This window comes from Nocardia brasiliensis, assembly GCF_042691675.1.
In the GTDB taxonomy this organism is placed as follows: domain Bacteria; phylum Actinomycetota; class Actinomycetes; order Mycobacteriales; family Mycobacteriaceae; genus Nocardia; species Nocardia brasiliensis_D.
Genome location: NZ_CP170507.1, coordinates 8,001,139 through 8,016,105 on the forward strand (window position 1 = coordinate 8,001,139; position 14,967 = coordinate 8,016,105).

Genomic DNA, 14,967 nt, shown 5'->3' on the forward strand with positions numbered 1-14,967 from the left:
GAGGTACTGGTGCCGGAACGATCGAAGGTCGCAAGGGCCGGATTCATCGCGGGACGATTCGGCGAGTTTCCGGCACGGTGGAATCTGGGCCCGATCGGTCAGGGTCTGCAGGATCAGCTTGCGCGCATCCCGCGTAGCCCATTCGGTCCGAGCGAGGAAGAGCTGCGGGCCAACCTGGCGGGCGAGGCCAGCGCGGACGCCGCATTGTCGCTGCACGACGCGGAATTGGCGGCCGCGGAGCCGGACAAGACCGGCCCCGAGGTGCCGCGCGACCTGACCGCGGCGGCGTTCTTCGACGTGGACAACACCATGGTGCAGGGCGCCTCGATCGTGCACTTCGCCCGAGGTCTGGCCGCGCGCAAGTACTTCAAGACCGCCGACCTGGTGGACGTCGCCTGGAAGCAGGTCAAGTTCCGGGTCACCGGGCGGGAGAACAGTTCCGACATGGTCAGCGGCAAGGAGAAGGCGCTGGCGTTCATCGCCGGACGCTCCACCGCCGAGCTGGCCGCGTTGGGCGAGGAGATCTACGACGAGATCATCGCCGACAAGATCTGGCCGGGCACAAGGGCTCTCGCGCAGATGCACCTGGACGCGGGCCAGCAGGTCTGGCTGGTCACCGCGACGCCGGTGGAGCTGGCGCAGGTGATCGCCAAGCGGCTCGGGCTCACCGGCGCGCTCGGCACGGTGGCCGAAAGCGTGGACGGCAAATTCACCGGCCGACTGGTCGGCGACATCCTGCACGGACTCGGCAAGGCGCACGCGGTGCGCACGCTGGCGATCCGAGAAGGGTTGAACCTCAAGCGTTGTACCGCGTACTCGGACAGTCACAACGACGTGCCGATGCTGTCGCTGGTCGGCACCGCGGTCGCCATCAACCCGGATTCGGACCTGCGTGAGGTGGCCAAGAACCGGGGCTGGGAGATCCGCGATTTCCGCACCGGCCGCAAGGCCGCGAAGATCGGCGTGCCGACGGCCTTGGCGCTGGGCGCGGCCGGTGGCGCCGTCGCGGCCGCGGTAACGCGCCGCCGCGACCACTGAGCGTCGAAGCGAGTCGAATGGCCGCCGACTGATCGGCGGAGGTGCACCCGTCGGCCCGGCGAACGCCGGAAACCAATGCGGCCGAGGGGTTTACCGACTGGTGCCCGGCGTTCGCCGGGACGACGGGTGCGTGGACTCCGTTCGCGGAACGAGCCGGGGTGGCCGAGCGGGTCAGCCCGTGAACGGGTTGCGGCGCTTGGTGAGCAGCTTGTAGAGCGTCGACTGGATGGTTTCGCGGACCTGGTCGGTGACCTCGAACATGGTCATCGGGTCGTCGGCGGCCTCCGGCTCGTAGCCGGTGGTCGGGATCGGGGCGCCGAATTCGATGTACCACTTCGACGGCAGCGGCACCGCGCCGAGCGGGCCGAGCAGCGGGAACAGCGGCGTCACCGGGAAGTACGGCAGGCCGAGCAACCGGGCCAGCGGCTGTAGATCGGCCAGTTTGGGGTAGATCTCCTCGGAACCGACGATGGAGCACGGGATGATCGGCACGCCGGTGCGCACCGCCGCGGCCACGAAACCGCCGCGGCCGAACCGCTGCAGCTTGTAGCGGTCGGAGAACTGCTTGCCGACGCCCTTGAAGCCCTCCGGGAAGACACCCGTGAGTTCGCCGGAGCGCAGCAGCCGTTCGGCGTCCTCGCGGCAGGCCAGCGTGTGCCCGGCCTTGCGGGCGAGCACGCCGAGCACCGGCATCTCGAAGATCAGGTCGGCGGCCAGCAGGCGCAGCGCCCGCTGCTTCGGGTGCCGGTCGTGGATGGCCAGTTGCAGCATCAGTCCGTCCAGCGGCACGGTGCCCGCGTGGTTGGCCACGATGAGCGCGCCGCCCGCCTCCGGGATGTTCTCCATCCCGCTGACCTGCACCCGGAACCACAGCTCCGACAGCGGCCGCAGCGCGGGCAGGATGACCGACTCGAGCAGGTGTTCGTCGAAACCGAATTCGTCCACCTGGTAATCGCCGGTGAGCCGGCGCCGGGCGAAGTCGGCGGTCTTGCCGATCTGTTTGCCGAGCGCGCCGCGCACCAGGTCCGACAACGACTGCGGCACAGGAGGTTCGGCGGCCGCCAACCGCTCGGTCAGCGAAGTCACCGGGCTGGGCGCTTCGCCCTGCACATGTTCCGGCCAGCGCCGGGCGGTCGGGCGCGGACGCGCCTCGTCCTGCACGTCGTGAAGTTGGATCACTTTCGCTACGTCGTTCATTGTTGTGCTCCCGTACCGGCCCCGAGCAGGCCGAGCAGTTTGTTTTCTGCGGCGTCGATCCACCCGGGATCGACCACGGGCCGCAACGCTGCGCCCCCGATGAAGTCGTCGAAGGCCTGCACCGTGGTCCAGCGCGGCACGAACCCCAGTTCGGCACGCATCCGGGTGGTGTCGAGGCCACAACCGAAATGAAAATAGTCGAGCTGCTCGCCGGAGAATTCGCGCATCACCGGACCCATCAGCACCCTTCCCGCAGTGCGGAACAGCGCGAAGGGCACCGGCAGTTCGATACGACCCGCCCGGCGCACCGCCTGCGACAGCGCCAGCGCACCGTCACCCGCGATGTTGTAGGTGCCGCCGCCCGCGGCCAGCGCCGCGTGCGCGAGCGCCGCGACCGCGTCCTCCTCGTGCAGCAGCTGGATCCGCGCGTCGCGGCCGAATACCGTCGGCGTGATCGGCGAACGGAGATACTGCATGCCACGGCTCGCCAGCCGCGGCCCGACGATCGGCGCCAAACGCAAAATAGACGCGGCGATATCCGGACGGCGTCGCGCGAGCCCGCGAACGAAACCTTCGATTTCGATCATGTCGCGCGCGAACGCGCCGCGTGGTGGCGTGCGCGCGCTCATTTCCTCGGTGAATTTCGCGGGATCCTTTGCGCTGCATCCGTATACGGCGGAGGAGGAACGCACGACGACCCGGCGCACCGTCGGCGCCTTCTGGCATACCGCGAACAATTGCATGGCGCCGAGCACGTTGAGGTCCTTCATCACCGCGCGAGCGGCCCCGGCCGGCGGCCTGGCCAGCACCGCGGCGTGCACGACGGTATCCACCGCACCACCATCGATCACCTTGCGGATCAATGGATTTCGGATGTCCGCGCGGACGAACTCGGCGCGGCCCATGCGTCGCTGCAGCTCACGAGCCGGGGTCATGGTGTCGACGGCGATGATGCGTTCGATGCTGGGATCCTGCGCGAGCCGCGCGACCACGTTGCCTCCGAAGAAGCGGCTGGCACCGGTGACCAGCACGACCTTCGGCGTGTGTCCGTCTCGAGCGTCAGAACCCACCGGCACCGCATCCCACCTTGGCAAGCCCCCATTTCATTTATTCCCCGGTTCCTAGGGTAGCCGCTGCGTTCGCGGGTTCCGTTGGTATTTACCAGGATCTAACGATGACTTCGGTCACCCGATACACCGCGTGGTTTCAAAATTAAATATTTCAAACGAAAAGGCCCGCCACCTGACCGGTGACGGGCCTTCCAGCCGACGCGCAGCGCTTACTTGCCGAGTTTGCGCCGCTGCACACGTGTGCGGCGAAGCAGCTTGCGGTGCTTCTTCTTCGACATGCGCTTGCGGCGCTTCTTGATCACAGAACCCATAGGGTTGTTCCTCGCGTTCTCTCTACTCGGCGCGCACGCTACTCACGTACGCCAACTGACCGGTCGCTCGGCAAGCCTCACGCCCAGTGTCCGCGCCGCCGGGTACCACCGGGCACCACAAAGCGATGCCACCGGCGGGCGAACACGAACCGAGGGTCTATCGTACCGGCACGTCCAGCTTGCTTCTAAACCGCCTGATCCAACGTCGCCGGAGCTGGTCCGTCGACGGTCCACGCTCGGACGAGCGCAGGCGAGTCAGCCGTTCATCCGGCGTCGAAGTAGGACGTTTCGAGATAGTCGTGCACGGCCTTGGCATGCACCCGGAACGAACGACCTACCCGCACCGCGGGCAGCTCACCGGAATGCACGAGCCGGTACACCGTCATCTTGGACACTCGCATCAGACTCGCCACCTCGGCGACCGTGAGGAATTGAGTGCCACCGAGCATGGGTTGACCCTGCGACCCCGAGCCACCTTGCGCCCGGGAACCAGCCCGGGCGTTCGAGGGGCCGGAGCCGCTCGAACTCCCTGAGCTACTTGCAGACATCCTGTTAGACATCATTGCACCATTGACCTCCGGCACGTCCGCGCCGCCGGCTTCCCCACCGGCGGAACAGACACGCACGTGCTCCTTGAAGCTTAGCGGGACCAGTGGTGTTACTGCGACGGGAGTGAGAAATCAGCTTTTCCGATTGTGCGCGTCGACGGTTCCAAGGTGCCCCGAGACGACCTGCCGATGGTGTTGTTCCGCAGGGGTGCCGCGCTCGGTCGGCTGCCATAGCGGCTCCCCAGGGGCTTATCCGACGCCCTCGCCCGGACTGCCCTGTTCGGCAGAGCGTTGCTTGGCCGCGTGCAATGCCTCCAGAAACGCCGACCGAATTCCGCCGCGCTCGAGCTCGCGCACGGCCGCCGCGGTGGTGCCCGCCGGTGAGGTGACAGCGGCACGCAGCTCGGCCGCGGTCTGTTCGGACTCCTCGAGCAGCGCCGCCGAGCCGACCATCGTCTGCACTACCAGCTGGGTGGCGACGTCGCGGGTCAGCCCGAGGCCGACGCCCGCGTCCACCAGAGCCTCGACGACCAGGAAGAAGTAGGCGGGCCCGGAACCCGAGACCGCGGTGACCGCGTCCATCTGCGACTCCGCGACGGCCACCACCTTGCCGACCGCGCCGAGCACCTCGGTCACCAGCTCCAGTTGCTGCGGACGCGCGTAGCGACCCGGCGCGATCACGCTCATACCCTGCCCGACCAGCATCGGCGTATTCGGCATCACCCGCACCACCGGGAAACCGGCGGGCAGCTTCGCCTCCAGCCGTGCGGTCGGCACCCCGGCGGCCAGCGACACCAGGATCTGGTCCCGGTCGTTGCCGACGCTCGCGTTGTCGGCGAGCGCGGCCTTGCCGAGTGCGGTCATCACCGCGTCGACATCAGCGGGCTTGACCGCGACGACCAAGAGATCCGCGCCGACCGCGGCATCGGCCACCGAGTCGGTCACCCGGACGCCGAACCGCTCGGCGATCTGCGCGCCCCGCTCCGGAAAGGTCTCGACGACAACCAGGTCCTTCGCCGGCCGCCCGGATTCGAGCAAGCCCGCGATCAACGCCTCCCCGATGCGACCGCCACCGATCACCGCAATTCGCATATCCGCCTCTCCGCGTTTCTTGCCGGTCGTCAGTGCCGCTCTGGTTACGTCGCGGACCGGCGGTCAGGTGCTTGGCCAAGTTCTGGGGGTACCCCTGGTGTTACCCATGTGCGCACGAAAACAGATGTTACGTGCCGTAAAACCGAGTCGAAGATCCCGTGCCGATCGGCCTGCCGCCGCCAGTGGCCTCAGCGCTGCGGGATGAGCGCCAATTGACGGCTCTGGGCAACCACCGCGCCGGTGTGGTCGAGGACGAGTTGGTCCTCGTCGAACAGGTGATTGCCGACCTCGTGCGTGCTGGCGATGATGCGCAGCCAGCCGGGGGCCGGCTTGCGCCGCAGGTAGGTGGCCATCTGGACGGTGGGGGCCCAGCCGAATTGGCCGAGGTTCATCGGAACCGGCGGGCTCATGTCGGCGCTCATCATCGCGAAGAGCATGCCGACCTCGGGGTCCTGCTCGTCGGCAGCGCGCGGGCGGATCCACAGGCGCAGGCGCGGCTCGGCCTTTTCGCCGTCGAGGAACCGGGCCCACGCCCGATCGATGAAGAGCTCGGTGGCCTGGCCGACGTGCACCAGGCTGCCCATCGCCGAGCCGGGTTCGTAGCCGACCGCGTCGGCGGGTGGTTCGACGGGCATGTCGCCGTGCTCCTGGGCGTAGCGCGGCTCGGCGTCGTCGAGGTGACCGAAGGTGAGCGCGGTGCGCACCAGCGTGCGGCCGTGCTGGATCAGGTTCGCGTCGGCGAGGCAGATCTGGCGGCCGACCTTGCGGATGTGCACCTCGTATTCGACCTCGCCGGGATCCGGTGCACCGAGGAAGTCGGAGCTGGCGGCGATCGGCGCCATGCCCGCCAATGCCGGGTCGGCCGCGCGCAGCCACTTCAGGCCCGCCGCCGCGCTGGCGGCGACCATGGTGCCGCCGTGCACCTTCTTGCCGATCGTCCAGGTCTTGTCGATGCTGCCCAGGTAGTGACCGGTATCGGGGGTCGTCGCGGGCAGCTCGGTCAGCGCGAGCACCCGGCTGAACGGGGCATCGGTCTCGGTGATCTGGTCGAGGTCCAGCTCCGTCGTCATCGTCACTCCTGTCGTTCCACCGGCCGCGGCGGCGGCAGGGTTGCTCGTACGCGGCGTTCGTACAGCGTAGAACGACTCGACTGCGGGTCCGCATTCCCCTCGGTCGGGACGGCGCGCTCAGGTCCTGGTGGCATGCGACATCAGCAGCACCTGGCTACCGATGTTGTTGTGCCGCTGGGATTTCGCGTCAGGCGCGGTGGGCAGAGGTCGGCGCGGGCGCGGTGTGGCCGTTGAGGTGCAGGCGGGCGAAGGCGAGGGTGCGGTGCAGCATCGCCGCCCGGTCCTGGGTGGTGCGGGCGTTCTGGGTGTTGATCTCGGCGACGGCCTGACCGGCAAAACCGTTGCGGACCAAGGTGTCGCACAGTTCGACGCAGGGCTGGGTGCCTTCCCCCGGCACGAGATGTTCATCGTGCGCGGCACCGCGTCCGTCGGCCAGGTGCAGGTGCGCCAGGCCGTGACCCATCCGGGCGGCCAGCGCCAACGGGTCCGCGCCCGCGGTCGCGGTGTGCGACAGGTCGAGGGTGTAGTGCTGGAAACCGGTATCGGTCGGGTCGTAGGACGGACTGAACGCGGTGAGCCCGATGCCGGGCCCGCCGCGCCGCTCGAGCCGTTTCACCGCGCGCGATCCGCGCCCGAACAAGGTATCGGCGCGCATCGGGAACATGTTTTCCACCGCGACGATGACCGGGCTGTGTTCCTCCAGCTCGGCGACCTGGGCGGCGAAATTCTCGGCGTAGCGGCGCTGCCAGCGGAACGGCGGATGCACGACGACGGTGCGGGCGCCGAGCGCCTCGGCGGTGTGCACGCTGCGTTCGAGCTTGGCGACCGGATCCGAGCCCCAGACCCGCTGCGAGATCAGCAGGCACGGCGCGTGGATCGCGAGCACCGGCACGTCGTACTTGCGGGCGTAGGACTGCACAGTGGCGATGCTCTGACTGGCCGGTTCGGCCCAGACCATCAATTCGACGCCGTCGTAACCCAGGTCGGCCGCGTACCGGAACGCCGCCTCGGTGTTCTGCGGGTACACCGACGCCGTCGAGAGTCCGACGAGAATCTGCCGTCGATCCGACGCGCCTTCCGCTTGCCCGTTATTCCCCACAGCCGCTCCCTGCCTCAGTCCGTACTGAGCAGAAAGGCTAGCGGTCCCAGCGTGACGAAGACGCCTACGACTACCGCGATCACCGTGCTGAGCACGTCGTCGGTCCGGCGCAGGATCCGCACCAGCGCCACCAGGCCGAGAATCACGATCATCGCCAGGGTCAGCGCCACCCAGGGGAGCATCTCCCACATCCGCTCGAAACCCTTGAACAGCAACATGCCCGCGACGGCCGCGCCGGTGCTCTGACCGCCCAGGATCAGCCACTGGCGGCGGTTGGCGTCGTACTCCGCCTTGCGCGCCACCCGGGAACGGCGCGGCGACATGTCGTGGTCGGCCTGCTCGTCCTCGTCGAGTGGCTCGTGCTCGTCGTCCTCGGCGTCCAGATCGATCGGCTCGAAGTAGTCGGTCTTGCCGTCGTACAGGTCGAGCTCGTCGACGGGGGCGTGGCCCGCATCGCCTTTCGACCGACCGCGTTTGCCGCGCCCGGCACGCTCGGCCGCGCGTTCGGCACCCGCGCGTTCGGCCCGCTCGACACCGTCCCGGAGCAGGTCGCCCGCCACCGTCTGGCCGGAAACGAGCTGCTGGTCCTGGCTGGCCAACGACCACGCGGCAGTGGAGATGCCCGCCGACTCCGGCGGCGCGTCATTGCGTTGTGGCGCATCGGGTTTGCGTCTTCGCGCCGACCAGGCGGGCAGCCCGCCGTCGGGGGCTCCGTTGCGTTGCGCTGACCTTCGCTGCGGTTCCGGCGGTGGCTCCGGCGTCGGCGGCCATGGCGCGGTAGCTCTCGATTCCGGCGGCGGCTCCGGCTCGAAATCGGTCGCCGACGGTGACCACGCCGCGGTCGCGGGTGCGGCCTCCTCGGCTTCGGCCTCGGCCTCGGCCGCGCGGCGCCGGGCGGCCCGGCCGCCGGTGGCGCCGTTGCGCTCGGGCTTGCCGATCTCGCGGAGCGGCCGCACTTCGGTGGTCTCTTCGTCCGGCTCGGTGTACCGGCGTCGGCGACCGGAGCGCGGTGCGGCCGCACTGGGTTCCGGATCGCTCGCATAGGGATTGGGCGACGGCGCGTAGGGGTTGGGCGAGGGGGCGTACGGATTGGGCGACGGCGCGTACAGATCGGTGACCGGAGTGCGCGGCGACAGCGGATCGGCGGGCGCGCCGTGTCGCGAATCCGGCATCTCCCGGCCCGGCATCACCCGGTTCGAGCGGCCGGGCAGCGGGTCGGCCTGCGGCTCGGGCTGGGCGTAGGCGGCGAGCGGGTCGTACATCGAGATGGGGCCGGACATCGGTGAATACGACGAGGGCTCCGGCGCCGGGGCGGGCGGTGTGTACGAAACCGGTTCCGGCGCGGGAGGTTCATACGCCGGTGTTTCGTAGACGGGCTCGTCGGGCACTCCGGGGTCGGGCGCGGCGTGCGACGAGTGGCCGCTGCCGATGGCGGGCATATCACCCGTCAGTTCGGCCACCGAGATGCCGCGGCCACCGCGGCGGCGTCGGCCACCACCCGCGGGCGACGCGCCCTGTTGGCCGTTGCGGGCCAACAGCTCGGCGACCGATAGCTGTTTGGAATCCTCACTCATGACGTAACCGTTCCCATCGGCCCCAGCGCGACCGCACTATCGGGCGCCGGGCGGCCACTGCTGGCTGCCGGGCCCGGTAAGCATGTCGCCCGGGGTCCGCCATTCATGTCGGTATCCAGTTTGCGCAGGATCAGACCTTCCCGCAGCGCCCACGGACAAATCTCGATGGACTCCAGCGATAGTGCCCGCATACTCGCCTCCGCGACCAATGCGCCAGCCACCAATTGCTGTGACCGATCGGAACTTACGCCTTCTAATTCTGCACGGTCCGACGCGGTCATCCGGGAGATGAACGCAATCAGTTGGCGCAGACCTGAGCTGGTGAGTGTACGACGCACCCGAGGGCCCGCCGCCGAGGGTGCCGCTCCGGTCAGCCTGGCCAGCGAGCGGAAGGTCTTCGAGGTACCGACGGCCAGGTCCGGTTTACCCGCGTCCAGCAGTTGTTTCGCCGGCAGCGTCAGCTCCGCGTCGAGCCAGTCGCGCAGCACGTTGATCCGGCGCTTACCCGGCGGGTCCTCGCGTAGCCACTCCCTGGTCAGCCGCCCGGCGCCGAGTTGCAACGATAGCGCGACATCGGGTTCCTCGTCGCCGCCGTTGGACATTTCCAGCGAGCCGCCGCCGATGTCGAGATTGAGGATGCGGCCCGCGCTCCAGCCGAACCAGCGGCGCACCGCGAGAAAGGTCAGCCGCGCCTCGTCGACACCGGAGAGCACCTGTAGGTCGACGCCGGTCTGTGCGCGGACACGCCCGAGCACGTCCTCGGAGTTGGCCGCCTCGCGCAGCGCGGAGGTGGCGAACGGCATCAGCTCGACGCATTTGGAAGTCTCGGCGATGCTGGCGAATTCGGCGACGGTGGCGATCAGCCGCTGCGCGCCCGCCTCGGTGATCCGGCCTTGGGCATCGATGTTCTCCGACAGCCGTAAAGCGGCCTTCGTCGAGCTCATCGGCATGGGATGACCACCCCGATGCGCGTCCACCACCAGCAGGTGGACGGTATTGCTTCCGACATCGAGTACCCCAAGCCGCACAAGAACACGGTACTGGGTGATCCGGCCCTTTAGGCCAGGCGACTGAACTGTTAGCGTTCCGAGGTGTGACGGTAGGCGCAGCAGCCAGTGGCCCGACCCGGCCCCGACCAGCGGGGAAGATCGATCCGAGCCCCGAGGTCGATCCGGATTTCCCGCGCGAATGGATCGAGTTCGTCGATCCAGCAAACGACGAGCATCTGATCGTCGCCGATCTGACCTGGCTTCTGTCGAGATGGACGTGCGTCTTCGGTACCCCGGCATGCCAGGGCATCCTGTCCGACCGGCCCGATGACGGCTGCTGCTCACACGGGGCCTTCCTGTCCGACAAGGACGATCGCAAGCGCCTGCAGAGTGCTGTGAAAATGCTCACACCAGAGGATTGGCAGCTCATGGGTGCGGCGCAGGACGCGAACGGCAAGGTCACCAAGAAGGGCTACCTGGAGCTCGACGAGTTGGAGGACGAGCCCGCCTTGCGCACCCGTCGCTTCGACGGTGCCTGCATCTTCCTCAACCGGCCCGGCTTCGAAGGCGGCGTCGGCTGTTCGCTGCACACCATGGCGCTGCGCCGCGGCATCGAGCCGCTGGAGGTGAAGCCGGACGTGTGCTGGCAGCTGCCGATCCGGCGCACCCAGGATTGGGTGGACCGGCCGGACGGCGTGCAGATCCTGCGCACCACCGTCACCGAATACGACCGCCGCGGTTGGGGTCCGGGCGGCGCGGACCTGGATTGGTACTGCTCCGGTTCGCCCGACGCACATGTGGGCACGCGTCCCGTGTGGCAGTCCTACGGTCCGGAACTCAAAGAATTGTTGGGCGCTCCCGCCTACGAGGAACTGGCCAGACATTGTCGACGCCGAGAAGGCCTCGGCCTCATCGCAATTCATCCGGCGACGGTGCACGCGAACCGGATGCACGACTCCGCGACCGCCTGAGCCCTCGGTATGAGGGATTGCATCGCGTTCACCTCGGCGGCATGCGAACTTCACTTGTTTGCGGTTTGATGTGCGGTCATGTCCAAGAAAGTGTTGACCCTGGCGGCCGTTTCGATCGGCGCCGCACTCTGTTTCCCCGCCATCGCGCACGCCGAACCCAACGGTGATCCCGCCAAGTACGCCGACTTCACCGCGGACTTCGTGCCCGCCAATACTCCCGAGGCGATCGGCGCCGCCGCGGCGGGCAAGAACGTGATCATGAGCCCGTACGGGGTCAACAACACCATCGCCTGCCGCGGCACCAGCGCGGCCGATGTCTACGACTGCATGCAGGAAGACGCCCTCGGCTGGATCACCTTGCGCAAGATCGACGTCCCCGGCGTCGGCCCCACCTGGACCTACCTGCCCTGACGTCAGCGGACAACGAACGGCCGAGGGCGTCGCGCCCTCGGCTGCCCCGCCTCTCCGCGTCTTCAGGCCGGACTCGAGTGCCGCGACAGTGAACGTCGGCGACCGGCGGCGGAATTGCCCGGCTAGTTCGCCAGTGCCCGACGAGTTACCCATGTGCTCACGAAATCAGTAGTCGAGTTTCGTGAGCACATGGCGTCACGCCTCCAGTTTGTAGCCCAGTCCGCGAACGGTGACCAGGTGTTCCGGCTTGGCCGGGTCGGCCTCGATCTTGGAGCGCAGGCGCTTCACGTGCACGTCAAGGGTTTTGGTGTCACCGACGTAGTCGGCGCCCCAGACGCGATCGATCAGCTGGCCACGGGTGAGCACCCGGCCGGAGTTGCGCAGCAGGTATTCGAGCAGGTCGAATTCCTTGAGCGGCAGCGTCACCGGCTTGCCGTTCACCAGCACGGTGTGGCGGTCCACGTCCATCCGGACGGGGCCCGCTTCCAGCACGCCGCTCTCGTTGGTGCCGTCCAGCTCGTCGCCCGCGCCGCGGCGCAGCACGGCCCGAATGCGCGCGATCAGTTCGCGCGCCGAGTACGGCTTGGTCACATAGTCGTCGGCGCCGAGCTCCAGCCCGACCACCTTGTCGATCTCGCTGTCCCTTGCCGTCACCATGATCACCGGTACGCCGCTGCGGGTGCGCAACTGCTTGCACACATCCGTGCCGCTCATGCCTGGCAGCATGAGATCGAGCAGCACGATGTCCGCACCGGACCGATCGAACTCGGCGAGCGCGGACGGTCCGTCACCGACAACGGTGACCTCGAAACCCTCCTTGCGCAGCAGGAACGCGAGCGGATCGGCCAGCGACTCCTCATCCTCGACGATCAACACACTCGTCATCTGCGTGCCTCCACACCATTGGGTCGGCCCGGCCCCGGGGGGCGCGGGCTTGTTTCTCTCATGCTCACCGTCGGACCGGCGGAATCCTCTTCTCCGTCGGCCTCGAGGTGGGCAGGTATTCGCAGGGTGAACGTCGAACCGGTGCCCAGCTTGCTCCACAGGGTGATCTCACCGTTGTGGTTGGCGGCCACGTGCTTGACGATAGCCAGGCCGAGCCCGGTACCGCCGGTGGCGCGCGAGCGGGCCTTATCGGACCGGAAGAAACGTTCGAACACCCGCTCTTGGTCTTCTTTGGCGATGCCGATGCCGCGGTCGGTCACGGCCATCGCCACATGGTCGCCACGTAATGACCGGCTGACCGACACATGTGAACCGGCCGGTGAGTACGCTATCGCGTTCTCCACCAGGTTGGACAGGGCTGTGACCAGCAAGGTTTCGTCACCGAGCACTTCGAGCCCGCTGGGCCGATCGGTGCTGACGGTGATCCCCGCGGCCTCGGCGGCGGTGCGCGAGCGGTCGACTGCCTGCATCACGACGGTGTCCACGTCGACCACCTCGAGTTCGGGCAGCTTCTCCGCGCCCTGCAATCGGGACAGCGCGATGAGTTCGGTCACCATCTTGCCGAGCCGCCGGGATTCGCCGAGCACGCGCTGCCCGAAGTGGCGCACCGCCTCCGGATCCTCCGCGGATTCGAGCATCGCCTCGGCCAGCAGGCTCATCGCGCCGACCGGCGTCTTGAGCTCGTGGCTGACGTTGGCGACGAAGTCCCGGCGGGTGGCCTCCATCCGGGCCTGCTCGGAATCGTCGTCGGCGAAGAGCACCGTGAAGTTGGTGTCCTCACGCGATAGCTGGCGGGCCACACCGCGCACGGCGATGCGGCCACGGCCGGGCACCGGGTTCTTGGCGGTGAGGTCGAACTCGGCGGACTCGCCGGTGGCCAGCACCTTCTCCACCGCGGCCCAGGCGCGCTCGTCCAGCAGGCGGTTGCGGACCAGGCCGAGTTCCTCGGCGCGCGGGTTCACCAGCACCACGTCGCGGTACTCGTCGACCACCGCGATGCCGCTCTCCGACGCGAGCACGATCAGATCGAGGACCTGAGACATCGTCAGGCCGGAGTCGGCCTGCCTGCGGGCGGCTTGCCTGGCGTTCATATAGGGGATAAGTAGCCCGCCGACTGCCAGCCCTACGACAGCCGCAAGGACTGCCAGTAGCACGGCTTGCGGAACACTCACACTTGAATCGTACGGTCGTGAAGGACGCAACAAACTCCGGGTACGCGATGTTTCGTGCAGGTCATGGCCACTTCTGGCCCCGTTAGCCCACCGTTTACGTCCTGTTACGCCTAGCTGGGTCGCCAGGCCGGACGCAAGTGTCGCAATTGTCCCGTTGGCTGTCTACCGGGGGGTGTGGTGTGCGTTAGCCAGGACCCGTGAGTAGCCCGTGTGCTGACCGATCAGTCGTCTTCGTCGGCTGGTCCGGCCAGGCCCGCGCCGACCGCGCGGCCGTGCTTGTCGACCCAATCGCCGAGGGCGTAGATGGGGGTGAGGAGATCTCGGCCCGCTTCGGTCAGTTCGTATTCGACGCGGGGCGGGGCTTCGGCGTAGCGGTGCCGTTCGATCAGGGTCATCCGTTCCATCCGGCGCAGGGTCTGCGTGAGCATCTTCTGACTGATGCCACCGATGGCGGCGCGCAGATCGCTGGGGCGCATCGGGCCTTCGCGCAGCAGGTAGACGACCACGGGTAGCCACGAGTTGCCGAACACGTCGACACCCATCCGGGCCGGGCAGTCGGATTCGAAATCGCCGTAGGGCGCGAACTCCACCCGTTCGGCGGTGATCGGCTCGGCGTGCACGGCGGTCATGGATTCCAGCATGCCAGCGGTATCGCGCACCCGTAGGTGCCTATCGAACTTCCTAGCGTCGGTACCGAAGAAGTACCGAGCTAGGAGTGGATATGCGAATCGGAATCATCGGTGCGGGTGCGATGGCGCGGGCGCTGGGAGGCGGCTGGGCCGCGGCCGGACACGAAGTCCGCATCGGGGCCAGATCGGCGGCCGCGGCGGATGAACTGGCGGCTGCCATCGGGGCGAAGTCCGGAACCATCCGCGACGCCGCGAGCTTCGGCGACGTGGTGTTGCTCGCGCTGCCGGTCGGCGCGCTGGCGGAGGTGCTGCGCGCGGTCGGCGGGTTGCTCGCCGGGCGGACGGTCATCGACTGCACCAACGCCTTCGAACCGGACACCGCCGCACCCGAGGGCGCGACGGCCTTCGTGCTGGCGGAAGACGCTGTCGCCGAGCGGGTTGCGGCAGGCGCACCGGGCGCGCACGTGGTGAAGGCATTCAATGTGTGCGCGGCCGAGGTCTGGGCCGGCGATACCCGAGTATTCGAGGAGCGCCGGCTCGCGGTGCCGCTGTGTGGCGACGACCCGGACGCGCTGGCGCGGGTCGCGACGCTGGTCGAAGACCTGAAGCTGCAACCGGTTTCGGCGGGCGGGCTGCATCGGGCGAAGTACCTGGAGGCGGTGTCGGTGTTCACCGTCGGGCTGTGGTTCGCCGGGCAGGACGCGCGGGCGACCTTCCCGCCGTTGGAAGCGGCGTTCGCCGTGGCCGATTGATCAGTTGGACCGGCTGACCCGGCCTGAGCGCGCACTACTCGCTCATACCCCGCGAGATCGAGCATTGATGCGCGATAAGTGCACGCTCAGACCGGGTTA

At 68.2% G+C, this 14,967-nt stretch carries 16 protein-coding genes; 4 read left to right on the forward strand and 12 right to left on the reverse strand.

The features are described from left to right. Positions 1-45: 45 nt before the first annotated feature. Positions 46-1,038, forward strand: a complete 993-nt coding sequence (locus ACFK0J_RS36875) for an HAD family hydrolase (RefSeq protein ID WP_378743281.1) — start codon at positions 46-48, stop codon at positions 1,036-1,038. Positions 1,039-1,209: 171 nt separating this feature from the next. Here the strand turns inward: ACFK0J_RS36875 and ACFK0J_RS36880 are convergent, their stop codons facing one another. The 9 genes from ACFK0J_RS36880 to ACFK0J_RS36920 form a co-directional block, all read right to left on the reverse strand. Further along, positions 1,210-2,235, reverse strand: a complete 1,026-nt coding sequence (locus tag ACFK0J_RS36880; RefSeq protein ID WP_378734302.1) for a lysophospholipid acyltransferase family protein — start codon at positions 2,233-2,235, stop codon at positions 1,210-1,212. After that, entirely contained in the window at positions 2,232-3,305 is a 1,074-nt protein-coding gene (locus tag ACFK0J_RS36885) for an NAD-dependent epimerase/dehydratase family protein (protein WP_378743283.1), read from the reverse strand. The genes ACFK0J_RS36880 and ACFK0J_RS36885 overlap by 4 nt, the downstream gene beginning before the upstream one ends. 209 nt (positions 3,306-3,514) lie before the next feature. Further along, the gene (locus tag ACFK0J_RS36890; protein WP_003402602.1) at positions 3,515-3,616 is read right to left on the reverse strand and encodes a 30S ribosomal protein bS22; all 102 of its coding nucleotides are present in this window, start codon (positions 3,614-3,616) and stop codon (positions 3,515-3,517) included. Positions 3,617-3,879: 263 nt separating this feature from the next. Next, the gene (locus tag ACFK0J_RS36895; RefSeq protein ID WP_378734303.1) at positions 3,880-4,164 is read right to left on the reverse strand and encodes a helix-turn-helix domain-containing protein; all 285 of its coding nucleotides are present in this window, start codon (positions 4,162-4,164) and stop codon (positions 3,880-3,882) included. 249 nt (positions 4,165-4,413) lie between these two features. Then, a complete protein-coding gene (gene proC, locus ACFK0J_RS36900) occupies positions 4,414-5,256 on the reverse strand; it encodes a pyrroline-5-carboxylate reductase (protein WP_378734304.1) in 843 nt (280 codons plus the stop codon). Positions 5,257-5,444: 188 nt separating this feature from the next. Next, the gene (locus tag ACFK0J_RS36905; protein ID WP_378734305.1) at positions 5,445-6,326 is read right to left on the reverse strand and encodes a thioesterase family protein; all 882 of its coding nucleotides are present in this window, start codon (positions 6,324-6,326) and stop codon (positions 5,445-5,447) included. Positions 6,327-6,513: 187 nt separating this feature from the next. Continuing rightward, entirely contained in the window at positions 6,514-7,425 is a 912-nt protein-coding gene (locus ACFK0J_RS36910) for a sugar phosphate isomerase/epimerase family protein (RefSeq protein WP_378734306.1), read from the reverse strand. 14 nt (positions 7,426-7,439) lie between these two features. Continuing rightward, on the reverse strand, positions 7,440-8,999 hold the full coding sequence (locus tag ACFK0J_RS36915; RefSeq protein WP_378734307.1) for a hypothetical protein: 1,560 nt from the start codon (positions 8,997-8,999) through the stop codon (positions 7,440-7,442). Then, positions 8,996-10,027: a hypothetical protein gene (locus ACFK0J_RS36920; RefSeq protein WP_378734308.1), complete on the reverse strand. Its 1,032-nt coding sequence runs from the start codon at positions 10,025-10,027 to the stop codon at positions 8,996-8,998. The genes ACFK0J_RS36915 and ACFK0J_RS36920 overlap by 4 nt, the downstream gene beginning before the upstream one ends. Before the next feature lie 119 nt (positions 10,028-10,146). Here ACFK0J_RS36920 and ACFK0J_RS36925 point away from each other — a divergent pair, with 119 nt between their 5' ends. Continuing rightward, positions 10,147-10,959, forward strand: coding sequence for a hypothetical protein (locus ACFK0J_RS36925; protein WP_378743285.1), 813 nt, complete (start codon positions 10,147-10,149; stop codon positions 10,957-10,959). A 78-nt stretch (positions 10,960-11,037) separates the two neighbouring features. Continuing rightward, entirely contained in the window at positions 11,038-11,370 is a 333-nt protein-coding gene (locus ACFK0J_RS36930) for a hypothetical protein (RefSeq protein ID WP_378734309.1), read from the forward strand. Between the two features lie 195 nt (positions 11,371-11,565). On the opposite strand, the gene ACFK0J_RS36935 is transcribed toward ACFK0J_RS36930, so the two are convergent. The 3 genes from ACFK0J_RS36935 to ACFK0J_RS36945 form a co-directional block, all read right to left on the reverse strand. Next, positions 11,566-12,255, reverse strand: coding sequence for a response regulator transcription factor (locus ACFK0J_RS36935; RefSeq protein ID WP_069160635.1), 690 nt, complete (start codon positions 12,253-12,255; stop codon positions 11,566-11,568). Continuing rightward, positions 12,252-13,487: a sensor histidine kinase gene (locus tag ACFK0J_RS36940; protein WP_378734310.1), complete on the reverse strand. Its 1,236-nt coding sequence runs from the start codon at positions 13,485-13,487 to the stop codon at positions 12,252-12,254. The genes ACFK0J_RS36935 and ACFK0J_RS36940 overlap by 4 nt, the downstream gene beginning before the upstream one ends. A gap of 221 nt (positions 13,488-13,708) precedes the next feature. Further along, entirely contained in the window at positions 13,709-14,146 is a 438-nt protein-coding gene (locus ACFK0J_RS36945) for a winged helix-turn-helix transcriptional regulator (protein WP_378734311.1), read from the reverse strand. A 62-nt stretch (positions 14,147-14,208) separates the two neighbouring features. On the opposite strand from ACFK0J_RS36945, the gene ACFK0J_RS36950 reads away from it, so the two are divergent. Continuing rightward, positions 14,209-14,868, forward strand: a complete 660-nt coding sequence (locus ACFK0J_RS36950) for an NADPH-dependent F420 reductase (protein ID WP_378734312.1) — start codon at positions 14,209-14,211, stop codon at positions 14,866-14,868. The last annotated feature ends 99 nt before the right edge of the window (positions 14,869-14,967 follow it).

What these genes read in the sequence shown, in the direction of transcription:
- ACFK0J_RS36950 (WP_378734312.1), top strand. Translation starts at nt 14,209, where the DNA reads ATGCGAATCGGAATCATCGGTGCGGGTGCGATGGCGCGGGCGCTGGGA.
- ACFK0J_RS36915 (WP_378734307.1), bottom strand. Translation starts at nt 8,999, where the DNA reads ATGAGTGAGGATTCCAAACAGCTATCGGTCGCCGAGCTGTTGGCCCGC.
- ACFK0J_RS36905 (WP_378734305.1), bottom strand. Translation starts at nt 6,326, where the DNA reads ATGACGACGGAGCTGGACCTCGACCAGATCACCGAGACCGATGCCCCG.
- ACFK0J_RS36895 (WP_378734303.1), bottom strand. Translation starts at nt 4,164, where the DNA reads ATGTCTGCAAGTAGCTCAGGGAGTTCGAGCGGCTCCGGCCCCTCGAAC.
- proC (WP_378734304.1), bottom strand. Translation starts at nt 5,256, where the DNA reads ATGCGAATTGCGGTGATCGGTGGCGGTCGCATCGGGGAGGCGTTGATC.
- ACFK0J_RS36935 (WP_069160635.1), bottom strand. Translation starts at nt 12,255, where the DNA reads ATGACGAGTGTGTTGATCGTCGAGGATGAGGAGTCGCTGGCCGATCCG.
- ACFK0J_RS36880 (WP_378734302.1), bottom strand. Translation starts at nt 2,235, where the DNA reads ATGAACGACGTAGCGAAAGTGATCCAACTTCACGACGTGCAGGACGAG.
- ACFK0J_RS36890 (WP_003402602.1), bottom strand. Translation starts at nt 3,616, where the DNA reads ATGGGTTCTGTGATCAAGAAGCGCCGCAAGCGCATGTCGAAGAAGAAG.
- ACFK0J_RS36930 (WP_378734309.1), top strand. Translation starts at nt 11,038, where the DNA reads ATGTCCAAGAAAGTGTTGACCCTGGCGGCCGTTTCGATCGGCGCCGCA.